The organism is Aeromonas taiwanensis (assembly GCF_000820165.1).
Classification (GTDB): Bacteria; Pseudomonadota; Gammaproteobacteria; order Enterobacterales; family Aeromonadaceae; genus Aeromonas; species Aeromonas taiwanensis.
The window spans coordinates 46188-66400 of sequence record NZ_CDDD01000057.1 but is presented as its reverse complement, the minus strand read 5'-3'; the positions used below and the strand labels follow the sequence as shown (position 1 = coordinate 66400).

The 20213-nt window shown below is 62.1% G+C and carries 21 protein-coding genes and 1 other RNA gene; 10 read left to right on the top strand and 12 right to left on the bottom strand.

The window, feature by feature from the left end; all coding sequences use genetic code 11:
• A partial coding sequence (locus BN1136_RS10280; protein WP_043808455.1) for a Rossmann-fold NAD(P)-binding domain-containing protein occupies positions 1-537 on the top strand: 537 nt, incomplete at its 5' end.
• A gap of 78 nt (positions 538-615) precedes the next feature.
• On the opposite strand, the gene BN1136_RS10275 is transcribed toward BN1136_RS10280, so the two are convergent.
• Together BN1136_RS10275 and BN1136_RS10270 are read right to left on the bottom strand one after the other, a co-directional pair.
• Positions 616-975, bottom strand: coding sequence for an RnfH family protein (locus BN1136_RS10275; protein ID WP_043761924.1), 360 nt, complete (start codon positions 973-975; stop codon positions 616-618).
• On the bottom strand, positions 968-1402 hold the full coding sequence (locus BN1136_RS10270; protein ID WP_043761925.1) for an SRPBCC family protein: 435 nt from the start codon (positions 1400-1402) through the stop codon (positions 968-970). Before BN1136_RS10270 ends, BN1136_RS10275 begins: the two co-directional genes overlap by 8 nt.
• A gap of 168 nt (positions 1403-1570) precedes the next feature.
• On the opposite strand from BN1136_RS10270, the gene smpB reads away from it, so the two are divergent.
• The 5 genes from smpB (at position 1571) to BN1136_RS10250 (ending at position 6761) form a co-directional block, all read left to right on the top strand.
• A complete protein-coding gene (gene smpB / locus BN1136_RS10265) occupies positions 1571-2059 on the top strand; it encodes an SsrA-binding protein SmpB (RefSeq protein WP_017766150.1) in 489 nt (162 codons plus the stop codon).
• Between the two features lie 176 nt (positions 2060-2235).
• Positions 2236-2595, top strand: a transfer-messenger RNA (tmRNA) gene (gene ssrA / locus BN1136_RS19870).
• Between the two features lie 446 nt (positions 2596-3041).
• Complete coding sequence (gene umuD / locus BN1136_RS10260; RefSeq protein WP_043761926.1) at positions 3042-3485, top strand: translesion error-prone DNA polymerase V autoproteolytic subunit; 444 nt, start codon at positions 3042-3044, stop codon at positions 3483-3485.
• Positions 3466-4725, top strand: coding sequence for a translesion error-prone DNA polymerase V subunit UmuC (umuC, locus tag BN1136_RS10255; RefSeq protein WP_043761927.1), 1260 nt, complete (start codon positions 3466-3468; stop codon positions 4723-4725). Before umuD ends, umuC begins: the two co-directional genes overlap by 20 nt.
• 650 nt (positions 4726-5375) lie before the next feature.
• Complete coding sequence (locus BN1136_RS10250; protein WP_043761928.1) at positions 5376-6761, top strand: FAD-binding oxidoreductase; 1386 nt, start codon at positions 5376-5378, stop codon at positions 6759-6761.
• A gap of 223 nt (positions 6762-6984) precedes the next feature.
• Here BN1136_RS10250 and BN1136_RS10245 read toward each other — a convergent pair whose 3' ends face one another.
• Positions 6985-7425, bottom strand: a complete 441-nt coding sequence (locus BN1136_RS10245; protein ID WP_043761929.1) for a GNAT family N-acetyltransferase — start codon at positions 7423-7425, stop codon at positions 6985-6987.
• A 182-nt stretch (positions 7426-7607) separates the two neighbouring features.
• On the opposite strand from BN1136_RS10245, the gene BN1136_RS10240 reads away from it, so the two are divergent.
• Entirely contained in the window at positions 7608-8108 is a 501-nt protein-coding gene (locus BN1136_RS10240) for an SRPBCC family protein (RefSeq protein ID WP_043761930.1), read from the top strand.
• Positions 8109-8488: 380 nt separating this feature from the next.
• Positions 8489-9529, top strand: coding sequence for a GGDEF domain-containing protein (locus tag BN1136_RS10235; protein ID WP_043761934.1), 1041 nt, complete (start codon positions 8489-8491; stop codon positions 9527-9529).
• 76 nt (positions 9530-9605) lie between these two features.
• On the opposite strand, the gene BN1136_RS10230 is transcribed toward BN1136_RS10235, so the two are convergent.
• The 5 genes from BN1136_RS10230 to BN1136_RS10210 all read right to left on the bottom strand — a co-directional run bounded on the left by BN1136_RS10230 (position 9606) and on the right by BN1136_RS10210 (position 14717).
• Positions 9606-10127 (bottom strand): GNAT family N-acetyltransferase, encoded by a 522-nt coding sequence (locus tag BN1136_RS10230; protein ID WP_043761935.1) that lies wholly within the window; start codon positions 10125-10127, stop codon positions 9606-9608.
• Positions 10128-10271: 144 nt separating this feature from the next.
• A complete protein-coding gene (locus BN1136_RS10225) occupies positions 10272-11471 on the bottom strand; it encodes a GNAT family N-acetyltransferase (protein WP_043761937.1) in 1200 nt (399 codons plus the stop codon).
• A gap of 144 nt (positions 11472-11615) precedes the next feature.
• The gene (gene pdxH / locus BN1136_RS10220) at positions 11616-12254 is read right to left on the bottom strand and encodes a pyridoxamine 5'-phosphate oxidase (protein WP_043761939.1); all 639 of its coding nucleotides are present in this window, start codon (positions 12252-12254) and stop codon (positions 11616-11618) included.
• 154 nt (positions 12255-12408) lie between these two features.
• Positions 12409-12732, bottom strand: a complete 324-nt coding sequence (locus BN1136_RS10215; protein WP_043761941.1) for a hypothetical protein — start codon at positions 12730-12732, stop codon at positions 12409-12411.
• Positions 12729-14717: a reprolysin-like metallopeptidase gene (locus BN1136_RS10210; RefSeq protein WP_043808453.1), complete on the bottom strand. Its 1989-nt coding sequence runs from the start codon at positions 14715-14717 to the stop codon at positions 12729-12731. The genes BN1136_RS10215 and BN1136_RS10210 overlap by 4 nt, the downstream gene beginning before the upstream one ends.
• Positions 14718-14927: 210 nt before the next feature.
• Here BN1136_RS10210 and BN1136_RS10205 point away from each other — a divergent pair, with 210 nt between their 5' ends.
• Positions 14928-16139: an RsmB/NOP family class I SAM-dependent RNA methyltransferase gene (locus tag BN1136_RS10205; protein WP_043761943.1), complete on the top strand. Its 1212-nt coding sequence runs from the start codon at positions 14928-14930 to the stop codon at positions 16137-16139.
• 66 nt (positions 16140-16205) lie between these two features.
• On the opposite strand, the gene BN1136_RS10200 is transcribed toward BN1136_RS10205, so the two are convergent.
• A complete protein-coding gene (locus BN1136_RS10200; protein ID WP_010673955.1) occupies positions 16206-16550 on the bottom strand; it encodes a Grx4 family monothiol glutaredoxin in 345 nt (114 codons plus the stop codon).
• A 287-nt stretch (positions 16551-16837) separates the two neighbouring features.
• Between BN1136_RS10200 and sodB the strand changes: the two genes are divergently transcribed.
• The gene (gene sodB, locus BN1136_RS10195) at positions 16838-17422 is read left to right on the top strand and encodes a superoxide dismutase [Fe] (RefSeq protein ID WP_010673954.1); all 585 of its coding nucleotides are present in this window, start codon (positions 16838-16840) and stop codon (positions 17420-17422) included.
• A 114-nt stretch (positions 17423-17536) separates the two neighbouring features.
• Here sodB and BN1136_RS10190 read toward each other — a convergent pair whose 3' ends face one another.
• From BN1136_RS10190 to BN1136_RS10180, 3 genes are all read right to left on the bottom strand, one after another.
• A complete protein-coding gene (locus tag BN1136_RS10190; protein WP_043761945.1) occupies positions 17537-18346 on the bottom strand; it encodes an MlaA family lipoprotein in 810 nt (269 codons plus the stop codon).
• A 79-nt stretch (positions 18347-18425) separates the two neighbouring features.
• Positions 18426-19724 (bottom strand): c-type cytochrome biogenesis protein CcmI, encoded by a 1299-nt coding sequence (gene ccmI / locus BN1136_RS10185; RefSeq protein ID WP_043761946.1) that lies wholly within the window; start codon positions 19722-19724, stop codon positions 18426-18428.
• On the bottom strand, positions 19721-20203 hold the full coding sequence (locus BN1136_RS10180; protein ID WP_043761948.1) for a cytochrome c-type biogenesis protein: 483 nt from the start codon (positions 20201-20203) through the stop codon (positions 19721-19723). The genes ccmI and BN1136_RS10180 overlap by 4 nt, the downstream gene beginning before the upstream one ends.
• Between the last annotated feature and the right edge of the window lie 10 nt (positions 20204-20213).

Genomic DNA, 20213 nt, shown 5'->3' with positions numbered 1-20213 from the left:
CCCGGTGACCCCGCCCCCCATCGCACCTGGTTGCCGGTCCCGTTCGACGCGCTGGACGCCGTGCAGCTGCCCCATCCCGTCGACCTCGCCTTCTGCTGCCTCGGCACCACCCGCAGGGAGGCAGGCTCCGCCGAGGCCTTTCGCCGGGTCGACCTCGACTATGTGCTGGCCTTCGCCGCCCTCGCCCGCCGCCACGGCTGTCGGCGCCTGCTGGTCATCTCCAGCCTGGGGGCCAATCCCCGCTCCTTCGCCCTCTACCCCCGCACCAAGGGGGAGATGGAGCAGGCCCTGCTGGCACAGGAGTGGCAGCGGCTCGCCATCCTGCGCCCCGCCATGCTGCTGGGCGATCGCCAGCCACCGCGCCTGTCGGAACAAATCACCCAGGCCATCTACCCGCTGATAAGGCCGTTGCTGCGTGGACGCCTGCGGCGCTGGCGAGCCATAGAGGCCAGCCAGGTGGCCCACGCCATGGCACTGCTGGCGCAGCAGGAGCGCGGCATCGAGACCGTGGAGAACGAGCGCCTGCTTGCGCTGTAAATGCCAAGCCTCGGCGGCGTCATGACCAGGAGAGATCAACAAGGGGCGCCGCAGCGCCCCTTGTCATTGCATCCTTCGTCAGGCCGATTCGCCGTCGTCCCGCTTGCGGTGGACGTCGGGTCGCCCACCGGTGACCACATCGGCCCGCCCCTCCTCCTTGGCCTTCTCCGCCCGCTTCTTGCGCATCTCCTTGGGATCGGCGATGAGGGGGCGATAGATCTCGATGCGATCCCCGTCCTGTACCGGCTCGCTTCCCTTGACCGGGCGACTGTAGACGCCGAACTTGTTGACCGCCAGGTCGATCTCCGGGTGCTTCTGCACTATGCCGGACGCCTCGATGGCAGCCAGCACGCTGGTGCCCGGGGCGACGCGCAGGCTGAGCACAGTTTGCCGCTCGGGCAAGGCATAGGCCACTTCGATATTGAGCAGGTCAGACACCGTACACCACCTTGGCGCGATTGGAGAAGGCGAGCACCATGGAGCCCACCAGTTCACGGAAGATCTGGCCAAATGCCAGCTCGATGAGCTTGGAGGTAAATTCGAAGTCCAGATCGAACTCCACCTTGCAGGCGTCCTCGTCCAGGGGCGTGAAGGTCCACCACCCCGCCAGCTTGCTGAAGGGGCCCTCGACCAGCTCCATCTTGATGGTGCGGTTGACGTCCAGCTGATTGCGCGTGGTGAAGGTCTTGGCGATGCCCGCCTTGGCCACGTCGACCGAGGCCATCATGTAGTCCTCCCCCGACTCGTGCACGCGGCTGCCGACACAGCCGGGCAGAAACTCGGGATAGGCGTGAACATCATTGACCAGCCGGAACATCTGTTCCGCGCTGAACATCACCAGGGCACTGCGAGTAATACGGGGCATGGGTTTTCCTCATCAATCGGGCCGATTTTATCACCATGAACGCACTTTTGGAGGTAAAACCTCGGTCAAACTGTTCAGAAAGCGGCCACTCGAGCCGCTGCGCGTTTTACAGCCGTCCCCGCCTACGTATAATACGAGCCTCCCAGTCATTGCCGGAAATCGCCCGTCATGAGCAAAAAGAACAGTAAAAACAAAGCCGGGTCCAACACCATTGCACTCAACAGAACCGCGCGCCACGAGTACTTCATCGAAGAGAAGATCGAGGCCGGCCTGTCCCTGCAAGGGTGGGAGGTCAAATCCCTGCGGGCGGGCAAGGCCAACATCAGCGAGGCCTACGTCATCTTCCGCGATGGCGAAGCCTACCTGTTCGGGTCCAGCTTCCTGCCGCTGCAGGCAGCCTCCAGCCACGTGGTGTGTGACCCGACCCGGACCCGCAAACTGCTGCTGAGCCGTCGTGAACTCGACAAGCTCGAAAGCCTGATCGCCCGTCAGGGCTATACAATCGTGCCGCTCGCCCTCTACTGGAAACAGTGCTGGGTCAAGGTCGAAATCGGCCTGGTGAAGGGCAAGAAAGAACACGACAAGCGCGAGGACACCAAAGCCCGCGAATGGGATCGGGAAAAAGCCCGCATCATGAAGAACAAGAACCGCGGCTAATCCGATAGCCAGCAAGGTCCGGGTCACAGCCCGGACTTTTTCTTTTCCGGCCCGCAGCTTGCGTTCTCCATCCCTCTGGCGCCCAATAAATCAGCAGTCGAATGGCCATGACCGATCGATTGCCATCAACGCCTTGCCATGACAGCATTTTTGCGTACAATCCCTCTTAACAACTTGGGGCTGATTCTGGATTCGACAAGATTCACGAAACCCAAGGTGCATGCCGAGGTGCGGTAGGCCTCGTTAATAAACCGCAAAAAAATAGTCGCAAACGACGAAAACTACGCACTCGCAGCTTAATAACCTGCGCAGAGCCCTTCTCCCCTAGCTTGCCTGTGTCCTAGGGAATTGGAAGGTCATCCTTCACAGGATCGTGTGGAAGTCCTGCTCGGGGCGGAAGCATTAAAACCAATCGAGCTAGTCAATGCGTGGCGTGTCTCTCCGCAGCGGGTTGGCGAATGTAAAGAGTGACTAAGCATGTAGTGCCAAGGATGTAGTAATTTTGGACGGGGGTTCAAATCCCCCCAGCTCCACCAAACAATGTTCCGGCCGGGAACGAAGAAGTACAAAAACCCGCAAGATTCAACGTCTTGCGGGTTTTTTGTTGTCCGAAAAAGTCAGAGGGAGTCGCAAGGAGCCAGCTCATTTAGTGCCATTATGAGTACCACAAGGGCTGTAGTACTAAATTCAGCGGTACTGAATCCCCCCTACTTTCTTAGACACCCCAAGAGCCTCAAACTGAGGTCATTCAGGAAGTTGCATCTCTTCAAACTCAGGAGTGCAGATTTGCTCAAGAGTTAAAATATCGCATCGTGCTTGTCTGTTTTTAAAAGCACATCCGCCAGTGCACACAGAACGTGACTCATACTGGCCTCTTTGTTATTTGTTGGCGCCATGGTACGCCATCAGTGGCATGTGGGACTTGCGCTGGTTCAAAGGTGGCGCGCCATAATGACTGTATATAAATACAGGTATTATAGCCATGAAGCTGTTAACCCCAGACCTATCACCCGCCGAGGTGACCATCCCGCTGTACTTGCACCGTGCCTCTTGCGGCTTTCCCAGCCCAGCCAGCGACTATCAGGAAGGGAAATTGGACCTCAACACTCACTGCGTCTCGCACCCAGCTGCAACCTTCTATCTGCGTGCCGAGGGGGAGAGCATGACCGGGGTCGGCATCTTTCCCGGTGACTTGCTGGTGGTCGATAAGAGCTTGACCCCGCGCCATGGTGATGTGGTGATTGCACTGCTCGATGGCGGCTTCACGGTCAAAACCTTGCAGCTCAAGCCGAGGCTGCGGCTGCTGCCAGCCAATCCGGCGTTCGCGCCTATCGACCCTTGCATGAGCTTCTCCCTGGAGCTGTTCGGGGTGGTCACCCATGTGATTGGCAATCTGAGGCAGCGTGATGGCCATAGCGCTCGTTGATGTAAACAACTTCTACGCCAGCTGTGAGCGGCTGTTTCGCCCTGAGTTGCGTGGCCGCCCGGTCGTGGTGCTTTCCAACAACGATGGGTGTGTGGTGTCGCGCAGCCCCGAGGCCAAGGCGATGGGTATCAAGATGGCCGGGCCCTACTTCAAGATCCGCGAGCAGTTCGAGGCGTATGGCGGTGTTGCGTTCAGCTCCAACTACGCGCTCTATGGCGATATGTCGGGCCGAGTGATGAGCACGTTGGAGACCATGGCCCCCGAGCTGGAGGTCTACTCCATCGATGAAGCATTCCTGTCACTGTCGGAGTCGTTTGCCGGGGATCTGACAGCGTATGGGCAACAGATCCGGCAGCGAGTGTGGCAGTGGACCGGCCTAACGGTAGGGGTCGGGATCGGCCCCACCAAGACCCTCGCCAAGCTGGCCAACTATGCCGCCAAGAAGTGGCCTGCCACAGGCGGCGTCGTGGACTTGCGTGACGAGCTGCGCCGTGCCCGGCTGATGGCCATCACCCCGGTGGATGAGGTGTGGGGTATAGGGCGGCGCTTGGGGGCCAAGCTGGTGGCTCAAGGCATCAACACCGTGGCCGACCTGGTGGCTAGCGATGCCAAAGGGTTACGCGCCCAATACGGCGTGGTAGTCGAGCGGATCGTACAGGAGCTGCGTGGCCTGCCTTGCGCGGAACTGACCGTTGAACCGGTGGCGAAGCAGCAGATCCTCTCGAGCCGTTCCTTTGGTGAGCGAGTGACTGACCGTGGGGAAATGGCCAAAGCGTTGTCAGGCTTTATGGCTCGCGCTGCCGAGAAGCTGCGGGCAGAGGGGATGTGTTGCCAGCGGGTGCACCTGTTCGTGCGTACCAGCCCCTTTGACGAACGAGCACCTTACTACAGTGAGCAGGCTGGCGTTCGGCTGGCCTGCCCTAGCGATGACACCCGGTTACTGCTGCAGCAAGTAAACGTAGTGCTACCGCAGATTTGGCGTGACGGCCATCGCTATCAGAAAGGCGGGGTCATGTTGAGTGAATTCACCCCCAAGGGGCAGCAACAGGCCGATCTGTTTGCCCCGTCCTCCGCTCAGTCGGATGCGCTGATGGCAGTGATGGACCAGATCAAAGCCAAGGGATTGGGGCGCGTAGGCTTTGCCAGTCAGGGCACGGGGTCACCCAAGCGGATGATGCGACAAGAGCACTTGAGCCCCTGTTACACCACCCGCTGGGAGGACCTGCCGGTGGCGAGGTAGCGACCGCCTGAAGGTTCGTCTGATTGGCAAGTTTTGGACGGGGCATTTTTTCCAAACGAGGAGCTGATACAACAGAGAGCATCATCTCTAGCGAAGAGTGATTATCTTCGGCCTTCTGGAAAGGCAGGGGTTATTCCCCACAACAGCTAATCACTACGGGCCATTCCAGCCCAGATGGGCACTCTTCTGTAGAAGCGCTGATGTTAGGCATACGGTTAGGCATACTAAAATTTTCTGAATTGGCGATTTCTATTTTAAATCAAATAAGTAACCGTCTGGTTCAACATCCCCCAACATCACACGTTTGGAAAAGGCCACCTCGCAAGAGATAGCCCTTTTTATATCCAGCACGTTTACAACGGACATTTTCCGCCTCACAAAACGCACAGGAAAATGTCCAGACCGGGACACTCACCTCCATACATTCCTCGATGCCACCCGCTGTCACTACTGGATGCTCACGCTCTAGAGACCACCCACAGTGAATCCATCTGGCACAACCGCCATCAGAACATGAACAGCACCTAGTTGAACGACTCAGGCACTGGCGCCATTCGCTACTGATGGGCCAAACACGCCCCCGCCTCATAAGCACCCTTGGTGAATCGCACCATAATCAGTGGTCAGGTGTACACAAAAAGGGCAGTGCCATGAAACCGTTACAAGATGCAGATATCCAGGCGCTCAAAGCGCACTTCCAGGGTGACGTACTGCGTTCTGACGACACAGGTTACGACGATGTGCGCCAGATCTGGAATGCCATGATAGACCGTCGACCTTCGCTCATCGCCCGCTGCACGTCCACCGGCGATGTCGTGCAGGCCGTCACGTTCGCCCACAAGCACAACCTCCTCGTCTCCATCCGGGGGGGCGGACACAACATCGCGGGCAATGCCGTGTGCGACGACGGCCTGATGATAGATCTCTCGCCGATGAACGGCGTGCAGGTGGACCCGGCAACCCGCCGGGCCAGCGTCGGGCCAGGCTGCACCCTGGCCGATGTGGATGCGGCCGCCCAACGCCACAGCCTCGCCACGCCGCTGGGCATCAACTCCACCACAGGGGTAGCCGGCCTGACCCTCGGCGGAGGCTTTGGCTGGCTGAGCCGCAAGTTCGGCATGACCATCGACAATCTGATCGCCGCCGAGGTCGTCACCGCCGATGGCAGCCTGTTGCACGCCAGCGATGCGGAGCACGCGGATCTCTTTTGGGGGCTGCGCGGTGGAGGCGGCAACTTCGGTATCGTCACCCGCTTCGAGTTCCAGCTCCATCCCGTCGGGCCGGATGTGCTGAGCGGGCTAATCGTCTATCCATTCGACCAGGCGAAGTCCGTGATCATGCAGTTCGCCCGCTTCACCGAGACCATGCCGGATGAACTCAGCGTCTGGATGGTCACGCGCAAGGCGCCGCCCCTCCCCTTCCTGCCCGCCGAGGCACACGGCAAGGAGATGGTCGCCCTCGCCCTGTGTTACGCGGGGGATCCCAAGGAGGGCGAAAAGCTGATCGCACCGCTGCGCGGGTTCGGCACCGTGCTAGGCGAACACGTCGGGGTGCAGCCATACGTCGCCTGGCAACAGGCGTTCGATCCCCTCCTGACGAAGGGGGCACGCAACTACTGGAAGTCGCACAACTTTGCGCGGCTGAGCGACGGCGCCATTGACGCCATCATCGAGTACGCCGGCAAGTTGCCCTCACCCCAGTGCGAGATCTTCATCGGCACGATCGGTGGCCAGACGGCCCGCGTCTCCCCTGAGGCGATGGCCTACTCGAGCCGGGATGCCCACTATGTGATGAACGTGCACGGCCGCTGGGAGTCGGCCGGCGAGGATGCCCATTGCATCGCCTGGGCGCGCGAATTTTTCGCCGCGTCACAGCCCTTTGCCAGCAGCGGCGCCTACATCAACTTCCTGACCCAGGACGAGACGGATCGCATCTCCTTCGCCTACGGTGCGACCTACGATCGCCTGGTGGCGCTCAAGAAGAAGTACGATCCCGCCAACTTCTTTCGCATGAACCAGAACATCAAGCCGGTGTGAGAAAGGGGAGGTACTGACGCCGAGTAGGCGACGGCGCGAGGACACCCTGGGTCAAGGCTAGGCAGGCTACCGCCAGCGGGGGTCAGGCGCGGCAATGCGCCATCAGAGCCTGACCCTACCCCGGATGTCCTGTAGAGTCACTTCCCGCGAAGTGGCTTTTTTATGTCCCGCCCGGGCAGGAGGTTAATGCGCGGTGTGCCGGTTGCCGCAGCAGGTCAGCGGCTCATTCCCCTTCGGCATCGGGCATCAGGACCAGTCTGCGCCAGGGCCCGGTGATCTCGCAGTGGCCGGTCTCCTCCGTGTTTTCCCAGCCCAGACGGTGATAGAAGGCCATCGCCGTCGTGTTGCGCGTGGCCACCTTGAGTGACGCGGGGGACGGGTATCCGGCCAAGCCCGTCGCCAGCAAGGCACGCCCCATGCCCTGTCCGTGCCAGTCCGCCACCACATAGAGGTGATGCACGAAGCTCTCGGCCCCCCAGATGGAGACAAAGCCACAGGGATTACCCCCCTTCTCCACCACCCAGATCTGCTCGCCCCGGGTCTGCTCGGCAAAATCTTCCAGCCGGAACAGGGAGGGATCGACCCAGTGAAAAGCCTGGCGCCGTCCTTTCAGAAACAGTTGCGCCAGCAGGGGTTCGTCTGCATCTCTCATCATTCGGATCATGAAGCCATCCTTGAAGTGGGTCGTCACGCTTTCCCACTCTCGATGGATCCCGCCGTGGTGTCAACTCGGCAGCAGGGAGCCTATTGAAGACAAAACCCTGTGACACAGGGCTGCCTATTTTCTCATCCGAGGGGCTATACTGCCCAAGTCCCGTCCTTGGCTGGTTTGAGGTTCATTGATTTATGGATAACAAGCAGATAGAAGGCAGTATTCTGATACCCGCCCACATTGACGATGTCTGGCATGCCTGGACCACGGAGAGCGGCCTGCGCAGCTTCCTGGCACCGGAGTGCCTCATGGTGCCGGAACCCAATGGACCGTTCGAAATCTATTTCAGACCCGACGCCCCCCTGGGGGAGCGTGGCAGCGAAGGGTGCCGCGTGATGGCGGTCATGCCCCATGATCTGTTGAGTTTCAGCTGGAATTTCCCCCCGAGTTTCCCCCATATCCGCCAGCAGAAGACCCAGGTCAGCTTGCGCTTCGTGCCGGAAGGCCAGGGCACCCGGCTTCACTTCCTGCAGACCGGCTGGGCCAACGATCCTGACTGGGATCTGGGCTATGCCTACTTCCGGGAGGAGTGGCTGGAGCTCAGCCTGCCAAGGTTGCAGTACCGCTTCACACACGGCCCCATCGACTGGGACAACCCGCCCACCAAGCAGCAGCTCAAGTCGCTGGCGCAGTGATCCGTGGTGAGGCCCGGCGCACCCGGGTCCCCTATCCTGTCGCCTTGGGGCTGACAAGCAGGACGGCGGCAGACCCTTCTTGTCATGGCGTGTTGCCAGGCAAGAGGCTCGATTGACAGTAGCAGAAGGGGGCACGCCGCTTCTGCAAGACAAGGCGAGGAGAATTGACAAGTACATGACTTGTGCTCCCCCGGGGACACATTCCTCATACGGCATATTGTTTTTTAATAAAAACAGCTAGATAGTATTAGTGTGCTGCTTCATTCGACACATTTCGCAGGACCATGGGCGTCGGTGGACGCCGGCTTCCACCAGGCAATGACCAGAAGAAGACGATAATCGCCATCCCCCGGCACCCGGCCCGGAGACATGAGGTAACCATGTTGATTGAGAAAACATTGCTTGAGCAATTCAACATCAATGAGGTCGAGATCCAGCACAGGATGGATCTCTTCAAGCTGACCCAGGCCGAGCTGGATCTTCTCGCGCAGCAGCAGCCCATCATCGAGCAGCATCTCGACAGCATCGTCGAGAAGTTTTACGAGAAACAGACGGAGTTTGATGAGATTGCCCTGCTGATCGGCGACTCCGACACCCTGCGGCGACTGCGCAGTGCCCAGCGACGCTACATTCAGGATCTCTTCTCCGGCCACTACGATCACACCTATGTCAACAGCCGACTGCGCATCGGCCTGGTGCACAAGCGGATCGGTGTGGAACCCAAGCTCTACCTCTCCGCCAGCTGCACTCTCAAATATCTGGTGGAAGACGTGCTGATCGCCCACATGCCCGATCAGGCAGAGTTGCCGCAGGTGTTGCGCGCCCTCGACAAGCTCATCAGCTTCGACACTGCGCTGGTGTTTGATACCTATATCGGCACCCTGCTCAGCGCCGTCGAGAATGCCAAGAAACGGATGGAAGCCTATGCCCGCGAGCTGGAGGAGAAGTCCAAGATCCTGAGTGCCCATGCGGAGCGCGATCCCCTCACCGAGCTTTACAACAAGCGGGCCATGCTGCGCGCCATCGTTCGCGAGCTCAATACAGCCGTCCGTCGCAAGACCTACCTGTCGGTGATCTACATCGACGTCAACAAGTTCAAGTTCATCAATGACACCTTTGGCCATGCCAAGGGGGATGAAGTCCTGCAGACCCTGGGGCGGGCCATCTCGGATAGCTGCCGCAACACGGACTTCCCCTGCCGGATCGGAGGGGACGAGTTCTGTGTCATCCTGCCCGAGGCCAGCAAGGCCACCGCCCTGCACATCAGCGATCGCATCGAGGCGGCCTTCAGCACCTCCTACCCCGAGTACTCCATCAGCATCGGCATCTGCGTGACCGGCAACGAGAGTTTCCTCACGGCCGAACAACTCATCGGGGCGGCCGACAAGGCGATGTACGAGGCCAAGCAGCAGTCCATTTAAGCCCCGTGGCGTGTATCCACCGGCCATAAAAACAGATGCCGCCCCTGGGGGCGGCATCGTTTCATCACCTTCTTGTTCACTCGTCCGATGCCGGCTCTTCTTCCAGCTCGTCAAACAAGGGGTGATAGAGCACCTCGCCGCGCACGCCATCGAGGCCGCCAGGTTGCAGCTCCATCGCCATGAAACAGTCGGCGGGCACCTCGTAGATGCAGTGCAGCCCGAAGTCGCTCGCGGGCCTGAATCCGAAACGGCGGTAGTATGCGGGATCGCCGAGCACCACCACCGCCTTCCAGTCCATCTCCAGCGCCGTGTCCAGCCCCTCTCGTACCAGATCCGAGCCGATGCCCTGCCCCTGCCAGTCGGGATGAACGGCCACCGGGGCCAGCCCGAGCCAGGGCCCTTCCTGCCCGGCAATGGTGATCGGGCTCAGCATCAGGTGCCCCATGAACTCGTACTCTTCCTCTTCGACCATGGTAACCACGGCGGCCCCACACTCGCGCAGGCGGTTGACCAGCTCGGCCTCGTCGGGACGACCAAAGGCGGCACTCACCAGCTCATAGACTGGCAACATGTCGCCGGGACGCTCGGTTCTCAACATACAGCGTTACTCCTCGTACAGCAGGGCGGCCATTATTTCACAGAAATTGCCCGCCACTTGAGTGCCATTGTCTGAAAATGGGAGGACGGACTCAGGAAAATCACTAGCACCCGCGCCCTGACAGCTCTCTCCGCCACCCGCCCCTCACAGGCCTCCCGGTTGGCCGGCACAGCGCAGCAGATAGGCAAGGCCGAGCCTTCCCTGCTCCTTGAGCAGTACGCCGCCCCCATGTTCCGGCATTGCGGGGGCGTCCGGCTCCAGCCTGGTAAAGGGATAGCGACGCACCCTGAGCCCGCACGGCGTCTGCTCACCCTCCGTGACCTTCCCTGCCATGAAGAGCGCCAGGGCCGCGTCCCCGCCGCTCTCGTCGTGCAGTATGGCCACCACCACCTGCTCGTCCGCAAGCAAGGGGGCCAGCCTTGCCATCAGATCCGTCGGCAGGGAGGGGGCCCTGTCCAGCCGCCAGTGATCGAGCTCGATGGCTTCTCGCACCGAGTCGGGCCAGCGCCCGCAATGGTGCATGCCAAGCCTGACCATCACCCGGCCGGAGGCAAGGTTGCCCGGCATGTGGCGGGCGGTCAGGGCAGGCAGGTGCAACTGCTCGAAGGCAAACTGCCTGACCAGGTGCCCGGCCCGGGTGGCCAGCCCCCTGCGCTGCCAGGGCACGCCCAGCCACCAGGCCAGCTCCCCGTGCCAGTGCAGGGAGATGGCCCCGATCAGCGGGGCCGATTCCTCCCCCTCCGGCAGGGTCAAAGCCCAGGTTCGCCCCAGCCCCAGGGCCGTCTTGCGCCCGCTCATGGCGAGCCAGTCCCGGGCACTCTCCGGCGGATAGGGATGGGGGATATTGAGGGTATAGCGGGCGATCGCCTCGTCCGAGCAATAGCACAGGATGGCGCTCTCATCGCCGGGCTGCAGGGGTCGCAGCACCAGCGCCGGAGAATCCTGGGTGCCGGCGTCACGCAGCACAGGCGTGGTCAGGCGCCGGGCGAGCAGGCGTTGCAGGACGTGCCCAAGGTCATCATCGGATCTCAGTGGGTGGTCGGCTCCTGCGGGCCCCAGGGTGAGCAGGCCGTGCTCCCTGGCCAGGGTCAGCAGGGCGCCGGAGGCGGCGATCAGGATCTGTTGGCTGGGATCCGCCGTCATCACGGGGAATGCCGCATCCCCGAGCCAGGCGCTGAGCAGGGCGCTGGCCGAGAGGATCTCGTCCGGCGGGCAGGCCACCCACGGTGCTGGCACCTCCCTCTTGCCGAGCAGCAAGCACCAGCGATGCCCCTGGCGCTGCCAGTCCAGCAGCGCCCCCTGCCAGTGAGGTCGCCAGAGCGCCCCCTCGATCAACAGAACCATGCATCCCCCTGTGGCAACGAGAGGTCGGCGGTGGCAAAAAACCTGACTATCACAGAGTGCGGGTCAGGGACCATGGCACAGACCCGGCGCTCAACCGCGCCCCAATCCACAGCGGCTCTTCCAGGAAGAGCCTGGCGACCTGCATCAGGGAGCCAACCGCTCGATGTGCCACCCTTCCCCTTCGCGGGTGTAGTAGAAGCGATCGTGCAGGCGATGCTCCCCCCCCTGCCAGAACTCCACGGTGTCGATCTTCACCCTGAAACCGCCCCAGAAGCTCGGCAGCGGCACCTCGCCACTGGCAAACTTCTGCTTGAGTTTGAGGAACTTGGCTTCCAGCACGCCGCGGGCCGAGATGCGGCTGGACTGCTTGGAGACCCAGGCGGCAATCTGGCTGTCCTTGGGACGGCTGTGGAAATACTTCATCACCTCGAGGGGGCCGAGCTTCTCCACCCGACCGGTGACATGGACCTGGCGATCGAGGGTATGCCAGGGGAAGAGCAGGCTGATGCGGGGATTGCCCTCTAGCTGGTGCGCCTTGCGGCTGCCCATGTTGGTGTAGAAGACCATGCCCTGGGCATCGTAGTGCTTGAGCAGCACGGTACGCTGCCAGGGCTGTCCGTCAGCGTCCACGGTGGCCACCACCATGGCGGTGGGATCGGTCAGCCTGGCTTCGCACGCCTGGGCCAGCCACTTCTCGAACAGCGCGAGGGGCTCGGCCGGCAGATCGGCCCGGTGCAATCCGCCTCTGGTGTATTCACGACGCAGATCAGCCACATCCATCATCTTGATTTTCCTTCTCTCTTTGCCGCCCGTGCGGCGATGCGTGGGGGGCATTGTGCGACGAGCACGCCATGGGTACAAGCCTCGTCTCGGCCAAATGGCGGCAAAGACAAAGGGAGGCATCAGCCTCCCTTTTCCTACCACAGGACAACAATGCCTAGGGTTTGCCGCCCTCGGGCGGACAATGGGCCAGCATGCGCTGGTTGTATTGCGCCGCATAGGCACTCAACTTGGCATGCGCCTCCTTCTGGTCCGGCTTGATCGCATCGCCGAACCCTTCGAGATAGCGCACGCCACAGCGCGCCTTGGCCGAAGCCTGCTCGTCTGCCCCGATACCGGGGGCAACTTCGCCGCGCCCGGCCCGCACGATGAGCCGGTAATCCTGCTTGTCCAGGCTGGCGTTGACCGCCTGATCCAGGGTATCGGCGTCGGCCTGACAGCCGCCGAGCAGGGTGAGCAGCAATACGCTGGCCAGCCTCATGCCCGCCTCCGCTGCCAGCCCAGCAGGCCCAGAGCCAGCGCCCAGAAACCGAGGGAGCCGCCGCCACCGCCGCCGCTCTCTTCCACCCGCTGGGTCACCGACAGCTTGACCGGGCTGATGGCGAAGAAGAGGTTGTCGCTGCAGGCCACCTTCAACCTGGCAGTGCCGTCGCTGCCGGCAGGGATGGTGACGCTCGCCGAGCCCGAGTTGGGCTGGCCGCTGGCCAGCAGGGTCCAGTTCGTCCCCTCGTCCCGGGTCATGAAGAGATCCACCTTGCTGCAGTTGATGGGGGCGGCACTGGTGCCCGCCACTTCCCAGCCGATGGTCTGTTTCTGGCCCGCCGCAATCGGTGTGATCAGGGGGCTGGTCAGGGCGAAGGCCTTGCCGGTGTCGACCACCTGCACCTTGATGTCGTCACTGCTGACGCCCCCCTGGCCATCCCGCGCCGTGAGGCGGAAATGGAGATCCCGGTTGGTGGCAGGCCAGGCCTCCCCCTTCGCCAGGGTGTTGGTGAGCAGGGAGGGCAGGCTCGGCAGGGTGCGCTCCGGTACGCTGGTCGGCGCCACAAAGCGGAACAGCGGGCGAGAGCCGTCGTCCACCATGCTGGCGACGCTGAAGGACTCGGTGCCGAGATCGATCTGCTCCCAGGTGTAGCTCAGGGCGTCGTTATCCAGATCGGTGCCGCTCCCCTTGAGCACGAAGGGGGTGTTGGCCGGGATCACATGGTCGTTGCCTGCCGCCACCTGGGGTGCATTGTTGGTGCGCGCCTGCGTGGTGCCACAGCTCGACACCGTGGCCATGTGGGCCCGCATCTGCTCGATGGACTTGCTGTGGAAATAGGGCACGCTGTTGGCCTGCAGATCCTCTTCCCCGCAGATCCCCGCGTAGGCCATGATGGAGCTGCCGCTGCCGGGCTCCCAGGCCTGGCTCGCCTCCCGGTTGCCACCGCCGCAGCTGCCGGTGGTGCCGTTGAAGGTGTGCTCGGCACCGAACTGGTGGCCGATCTCGTGGGCCACGTAGTCGATGAAGAAGGCGTCTCCCACCGGGTTGGGGGAGCCGGTCATCCCCGCCGACTTCCCGTCGGTACAGAGCACGCCGAGCCCCGCCAAACCGCCGCCCCCGGTGTTGACCACATGACCGATATCGAACGCCCCCAGCCCCATGGTCTGTGCCACAGCCTGCACCTCCACGTTGACGTCGACGTCGTTCAGGCCCGAACCGGACGGATCATCACCGTTGAAGAAGGGATCCGTGGCCGCGTCGGTGAAGATGATGGTGTCATTGCCGCTGGCCAGCTGGAACTCGGCGGCGACGTCGCGCCGGTACACCTCGTTGACCCGGTTGAGCAGGGTGGCGATAGCGCCAAGGGCCCCCTCGACGGTGCCCCCGTGAAACTGGGTGTACTCCCCCGCCGCCGAGATGGCGATGACATAACGCTTGAGCTCGTTGCCATCCACCAGCACCTGACGGGCCAGCTTTTTGGCCTCGCCACCGATGACCTTGTCCGCCTCCTCTTCCAGCCTGCTATGGGCATCCTGCTGGTAATAGACCGCATAGCCCTCACCATTGCGCAGGGGATCGATGAACACCATCTTGCCCTGGTGGCTGAACATGGCGTGGAAACCCTGGGGACCGAGATCGAAGCGGCCAGTCTCGACGGGATTGGCTTCGTCATGCCCCTTGAAGGTCTGGATAGCGGGGTATTTGGCGGCCAGATCCGCTGGCAGCAGATCATAGGGCTGCAGGCTGAAGGTGACTTCCTGACCGTCCGGCAGCGGCAGGGTCAGCCGACGCTCCCCCTCCTTCAGGGCGGCCAGGTCATCGGCGGGAGCGGTAACGACGCGATACTGATGCGCCCGCACCTCGTAACCATCGGCGGCGGTGGCCCGTGCCGCCACCGTCTGCCACTGCGCCGCCAGCAAACTGCCAGAGCTCATCAACCCGGCCACCAGCAAGGCCAGCGGAGAAAATTTCATCAAATGCATCTTATTATTCCTTTTTAAATGCGTTCGCCTGAACTGCCACGGCATCATTTGTCTGCTGGTCCGATTAGTCCAGCAAGATCCACTGTACATTCCCCGGATGGGGAAGGTTGCACCAAGACACACTAGCCCCTATCATTGCGCGGATTTGTCCGTTCCAGAACCCCTCTTCGACGGGGCCGGTTCACCCTTTCTTTGGCCAAGGTTAATCTCATGCTCAAGTCCCCACTGTTGCCCCGTTTCGGGGATCTGATCGTTGCCATCGTTGACGATGTCCTGTCCCAGGGTCTGACCCTCGACCGCGCCTATGCCCGTCACTTCTCCGGCATCGAACTCAAACCGCAAGAACAGGCAAGGATTGCCCTGGTCACCGGCGATCTGCTGCGCCGCCTCAGCCTCTACTGCTTCCTGACCGGCATTCAGGTTCGTCAGGCCGAGAAGAACGTCTGGCCGCTGCTGCACAGCTGGCACGCCTTCCACAAGATAGACCAGCCGAACCACCCGACCCTGGATCGCTTCAACGAGGAGGCGTTCCGTCGCCGCCTGACCGAGGCGAAGAAGAACCCGGTGCTGATGGATGGCTGCCCTGCCTGGCTGGAAAAACTCGGCAGCGAGCAGCTGGGTGAGGCCTGGCCTGCCGAGCGTGCGGCCCTGGCCTGGATGCCCAAGCGCTACCTGCGGACCAACACCCTCAAGTGCACCCGGGACGAGCTGCAGGCCATCCTGGCCAAGGAACATGTCACCACGGTCCCCGTCGACGGCGTGGAAACCGCCTTGCAGGTCACCACGGATGCCGCCCTGTTCCGCACCCAGGCCTTCGCCGATGGCTGCTTCGAGCAGCAGGATGCGGGTTCCCAGCTGGTGGCGGCCGCTCTCGACGTCAAACCCGGCATGCGGGTGATCGATGCCTGCGCCGGCGCTGGCGGCAAGACCCTGCACCTGGCCGCCATGATGCAGGGCAAGGGCCGCCTGCTGGCCATGGACGTGGAAGAGTGGAAGCTCGAAAACCTCAAGCAGCGCGCCCGCCGCGCCGGGGCCCACAACGTGGAGACCCGTGTCATCACCAGTAGCAAGACCGTCAAACGTCTGAAAGAGAGCGCGGATCGGGTGCTGCTTGACGTGCCCTGCTCCGGCCTTGGCGTTCTCAAAAGAAACCCTGATGCCAAGTGGCGCGACACCGCCGAGCGTCTGCCGGTGCTGGTCGCCCTGCAGGAAGAGATCCTGCAGCGCTACAGCCAGATGGTGAAAGTGGGCGGCATGCTGGTCTACGCGACCTGCTCCATCCTGCCCGAGGAGAACCGCCAGCAGGTGGACAAGTTCCTCGCCGCCAACGAGCACTTCCGCCTGCTGGACGACCACACCGTAAGCCCGGCAGAGACCGGCTTCGACGGCTTCTACATGGCGCGCCTCGAACGCATCGCCTGATGCCGTCTTGCAACATAAGAAAAGGGGAGCCAGTGGCTCCCCTTTTTGCATGATGCGATGGCGGCCTTATTCGGCGGCAGCGTCATCCTGCTTGTGCTTGGCGGCAGTTTCCTTGATCAGAGTCTGCAGCTCGCCGGCCTGGAACATCTCGATCATGATGTCGCAGCCACCGACCAGCTCCCCCTCGACCCACAGCTGCGGGAAGGTGGGCCAGTTGGCGAATTTCGGCAGCTCGGCACGGATGTCCGGGTTTTGCAGGATGTCGACGTAGGCGAAGGGCTCGCCGCAGGACATCAGGGCCTGGGAGGCCTGGGCAGAGAAACCGCAGCTGGGAAGCTTGGGGGATCCCTTCATGTACAGGATGATGGGATTCTCAGCCAGCTGCTGTTTGATCTTTTCGATAGTTTCCATAAATGCCTCACTGGAGCGATTTCGGCGGCCATTCTACTGCAATCCGGGCAGACCACAAACTGGCAAACCGTTCATAACGAAAGAAGTCATGCATCAATACGACGCAGCTTGATCCGGATCATGGCGAGAATCAAGAGTTGTTCGCCCATCTTTGATGCTGCTACAATCGACGGGCTTTGGGCCGCCTGGCCCCCTCATTTCAAGAACAATTCTTTTCGAGACAGAAAAGAGTACGCAATGTCTTGCAACCGTCGCCTTCGCACGGACCAGCCAATGGAGAGTAGAAAATGGCTTTCGAACTTCCCGCTCTGCCCTATGCAATCAATGCTCTGGAACCGCACATCTCCCAGGAAACCCTGGAATACCACCACGGCAAGCACCACAACACCTACGTGGTCAACCTGAACAACCTGGTGCCGGGTACCGAATTTGAAGGCAAGTCTCTGGAAGAGATCATCAAGACCTCCACTGGCGGTGTGTTCAACAACGCCGCCCAGATCTGGAACCATACCTTCTACTGGCACTGCCTCTCCCCGAACGGCGGTGGCGAGCCCACCGGCGCCCTGGCCGATGCCATCACCAAGGCGTTCGGCTCCTTTGCCGAGTTCAAGGATGCGTTCACCAAGTCTGCCATCGGCAACTTCGGCTCCAGCTGGACCTGGCTGGTGAAGAAGGCTGACGGCTCCCTGGCCATCGTCAACACCTCCAACGCAGGCTGCCCGCTGACCGAAGCCGGTACCACTCCGCTGCTGACCGTCGACCTGTGGGAACACGCCTACTACATCGATTTCCGCAATCTGCGTCCGAAGTACATGGAAACCTTCTGGGCCCTGGTCAACTGGGAATTCGTGGCCAAGAACCTGGCTGCCTGATAGCACAGCGCTCTTGCCAAAACGCCCCGCACTTGCGGGGCGTTTTTTTATAGGCGACGTTTCCCGTCCATGAAGAAGGCGCCCGCAGGCGCCTCGTCGAACCGGGGAGGCCTCCTACTGGTCAATCTCGTCCATATAGTCGTCCAGGTTGCCTTCATCCTCTTGCGGCTTCTGCTCCTGAAGCTCGGGCTTGCGACCCGTCACCTTGCCGTCGTTGTACTGCAGGTAGAAATCCTTGGTCAGGGCATACGGATCCAGGGCATTGTCGATGATCCGCTCCTGATCGATGAGCTTGGAGCGCGTGCCGAGGCCGTCCAGCGCCCAGTGCACCACCCGCAGCGGGAAGGTCAGCAGGGCATAGGGGAAGTAGAGGGTATCGATGGTATCCCCCACCAGCTCCCGGGTCGTGGTCGGGCCGTAGACCGGCATCATCAGATAGGCGCCATCCCCGATGTCGGCCTTGCCGAGCACGGTGTCCATCTCCAGCATGTTGCGCTCGAGGCCCGCATGCCTGGCCACGTCGAACAGACCCAGCAGACCCACTGTGGTGTTGAGGGTGAAACGGCCCAGGTTGGTGCCGGCCCCTTTCAGGTCACCCACCAGCAGGTGGTTCACCATGCTGCTCGGCTCGTCGAAGTTGTCCACGAAATTCTCGATGCTGTCCCTCATCCCTTGCGGGACATAGCGGGCATAGCCGTGCACCACGGGACGGGCCACATAGGGCTCCAGTACGTCGTAGTTGACGGCCCACATGGCCCGGTTCGCCCCCTGGAAGGGGTCACGGGGGTCGCTGGCCGTGCTGGTTGCTCCGGGATGGCTGGGGGTTTCGCCGATATTCAGGCTCTCTGGGCCCGCCTTGGGAGGGCCGCCCGCACAGCCTCCAAGCAGCAATGCCACCGCCAATGCTCCTGAACGCAGATACATATGAAAGTCCTAAGATTTTTATTGGGTATTGGTATGAATTATATGATGGCCCGCCCCTTCCGGGCGGACCAAAAGCGTATTAGAGGGCGTGATCGATGCGGATGTCAATCGGCGCTGCAGGAAGAGTGCCTGTCGGCACGGTGACGGAGACTCCTTCAAACGCCCCTTCCTTGTTCATGACGTTGCCGCCGCGGGAGAGGCGCGCCTTGAACTGCAGTTCGGCATGGGCTGCCAGCTTGCTGCCCTCCATCATGGCGTCCCCGTCACCCAGGGAGAGGGTGAGCGGGAAGTGCGGACCCGGGATACGCTTGACCGCGATGGGCATGGGCGGGCCGTTCGGGATCACCGCAAAGACGAACAGGTGGGCATCCTCAGGCAGCTGAATACCCGGCGCCAGGGTGACGCGCAGGGGGTACTCCCCCTCCTTCATCGCCAGCACCTGGGCCTCCTCTGCTTGGGCCTCCTGCGCCTGGGCAGGCGCCTCCCCTTCCTGTGCGGCAGGGGCGGCGTTCACCGCCAGTCCGCGCTGACGCAGTTGCTGCTTCGCATAGTCGATGGAGCGCTCCACCATGGTGTGACGGGTCGAGCCCTTCTCCAGCAGCGGCAGCATGGCCTGCCAGCGAGCGAGGGCGGTCTGGAAGTCCTCTTTTTGCAGCGCCATGAAGGCGTGGACGGAACGGGCCTCGATGTTGGCCGGATCCTCGGCGATGATGGCCTGCAACAGCTGATCCGCCCTGGCCTCCTCTCCCGTCATCATCAGGGCCTGGGCATAGGGCACCGCCACCATGGCCTTCTGGGGCGCGAGGGCATAGGCACGCTCCAGCGCCTCGCGGGCCATCTCGGGGTCATTGCCATCCAGGGTCAGGCGACCCAGCAGCAGCCAGCCACGATAGTCGTTCGGTTCCTCTTTCAGTCGGGTGCGCAGCCCCAGGGTGAAGTCCAGCAGATCCTGCTCGGTCACCTGGGCGTCCCGCTCCACCAGGATGAGGTTGCTGAGCTCTCCCAGCCGGCTGCTGGCATCCTGCCAGCGGCTCACTTCCTGCCAGGCGCCGAGCTTGGCGTAGAGGCCGATGCTCACTGCCGCGAGCACCAGCACCCCGGGGATCCAGATCAGGCTCTTGCCGCCACGGGCGCTCTGCTCCACGTCGGGGATGTCGTCCAGCAGGCTGCGCTGCAGCTCCACCAAAGACTCAGGATCCTCCGCCAGGACGCCCTGTTCACGCTCCTCGCCAATCTCCAGCAGGCGCTGGCGATAGAGCTGCTTGTTGAGGGCCGAGCGGCTGATGCTCTGCCGGCCCTCGCCGCGCCAGAGCGGCACGATCAGCGCCAGGCTTGCCAGCACCAGCAGGGCGGCACCCAGTATCCAGAATGGGGTCATGGTTTCTCTTCCTCTTTGAGCAGGGCGGAAAGCCGTGCCTGCTCCTCTGCGCTCAGGGCGCCTTCAGGCTGTTGTGCGGTGACGGGGGCATGGCGGCGACTGCGTACCACCACGGTGACGGCGCCGATGACGATGACCAGCAGGGGGCCGAGCCAGAGGATCAGGGTCGAGGCCATCAGGGGGGGATCATAGAGGATGAAGTTGCCGTAGCGGGCCACCATGTAGTCCACCACTTCCTGCTTGTCCTTGCCTTCCCGCACCATCTGGTAGGTCTTGTCCCGCAGATCCTTGGCGAGTCCGGCGTTGGAGTCCGCGATGTCCTGGTTCTGGCACTTGGGGCAGCGCAGCTCCTTGGTCAGCTCGCGAAAGGTCTGCTCCTGGGCGTCGCTGTCGAAGGTGTAGACATCGATGGCGGCGCTGGCCTGGCCGGCGCCGAACAGGCCCGCCAGCAGCAACAGGGATGCGATCAGTGTTTTCATCGGGGAGGCC

Coding starts and splice junctions, on each gene's coding strand:
- smpB (WP_017766150.1), top strand. CDS start 1,571: ATGAGCAAAAAGAACAGTAAAAACAAAGCCGGGTCCAACACCATTGCA.
- BN1136_RS10205 (WP_043761943.1), top strand. CDS start 14,928: ATGCTCAAGTCCCCACTGTTGCCCCGTTTCGGGGATCTGATCGTTGCC.
- BN1136_RS10215 (WP_043761941.1), bottom strand. CDS start 12,732: ATGAGGCTGGCCAGCGTATTGCTGCTCACCCTGCTCGGCGGCTGTCAG.
- BN1136_RS10270 (WP_043761925.1), bottom strand. CDS start 1,402: ATGCCCCGTATTACTCGCAGTGCCCTGGTGATGTTCAGCGCGGAACAG.
- BN1136_RS10200 (WP_010673955.1), bottom strand. CDS start 16,550: ATGGAAACTATCGAAAAGATCAAACAGCAGCTGGCTGAGAATCCCATC.
- BN1136_RS10250 (WP_043761928.1), top strand. CDS start 5,376: ATGAAACCGTTACAAGATGCAGATATCCAGGCGCTCAAAGCGCACTTC.
- BN1136_RS10245 (WP_043761929.1), bottom strand. CDS start 7,425: ATGATCCGAATGATGAGAGATGCAGACGAACCCCTGCTGGCGCAACTG.
- sodB (WP_010673954.1), top strand. CDS start 16,838: ATGGCTTTCGAACTTCCCGCTCTGCCCTATGCAATCAATGCTCTGGAA.
- BN1136_RS10235 (WP_043761934.1), top strand. CDS start 8,489: ATGTTGATTGAGAAAACATTGCTTGAGCAATTCAACATCAATGAGGTC.
- BN1136_RS10240 (WP_043761930.1), top strand. CDS start 7,608: ATGGATAACAAGCAGATAGAAGGCAGTATTCTGATACCCGCCCACATT.
- BN1136_RS10180 (WP_043761948.1), bottom strand. CDS start 20,203: ATGAAAACACTGATCGCATCCCTGTTGCTGCTGGCGGGCCTGTTCGGC.
- ccmI (WP_043761946.1), bottom strand. CDS start 19,724: ATGACCCCATTCTGGATACTGGGTGCCGCCCTGCTGGTGCTGGCAAGC.
- BN1136_RS10225 (WP_043761937.1), bottom strand. CDS start 11,471: ATGGTTCTGTTGATCGAGGGGGCGCTCTGGCGACCTCACTGGCAGGGG.
- pdxH (WP_043761939.1), bottom strand. CDS start 12,254: ATGATGGATGTGGCTGATCTGCGTCGTGAATACACCAGAGGCGGATTG.
- BN1136_RS10190 (WP_043761945.1), bottom strand. CDS start 18,346: ATGTATCTGCGTTCAGGAGCATTGGCGGTGGCATTGCTGCTTGGAGGC.
- BN1136_RS10210 (WP_043808453.1), bottom strand. CDS start 14,717: ATGCATTTGATGAAATTTTCTCCGCTGGCCTTGCTGGTGGCCGGGTTG.
- umuC (WP_043761927.1), top strand. CDS start 3,466: ATGGCCATAGCGCTCGTTGATGTAAACAACTTCTACGCCAGCTGTGAG.
- BN1136_RS10230 (WP_043761935.1), bottom strand. CDS start 10,127: ATGTTGAGAACCGAGCGTCCCGGCGACATGTTGCCAGTCTATGAGCTG.
- umuD (WP_043761926.1), top strand. CDS start 3,042: ATGAAGCTGTTAACCCCAGACCTATCACCCGCCGAGGTGACCATCCCG.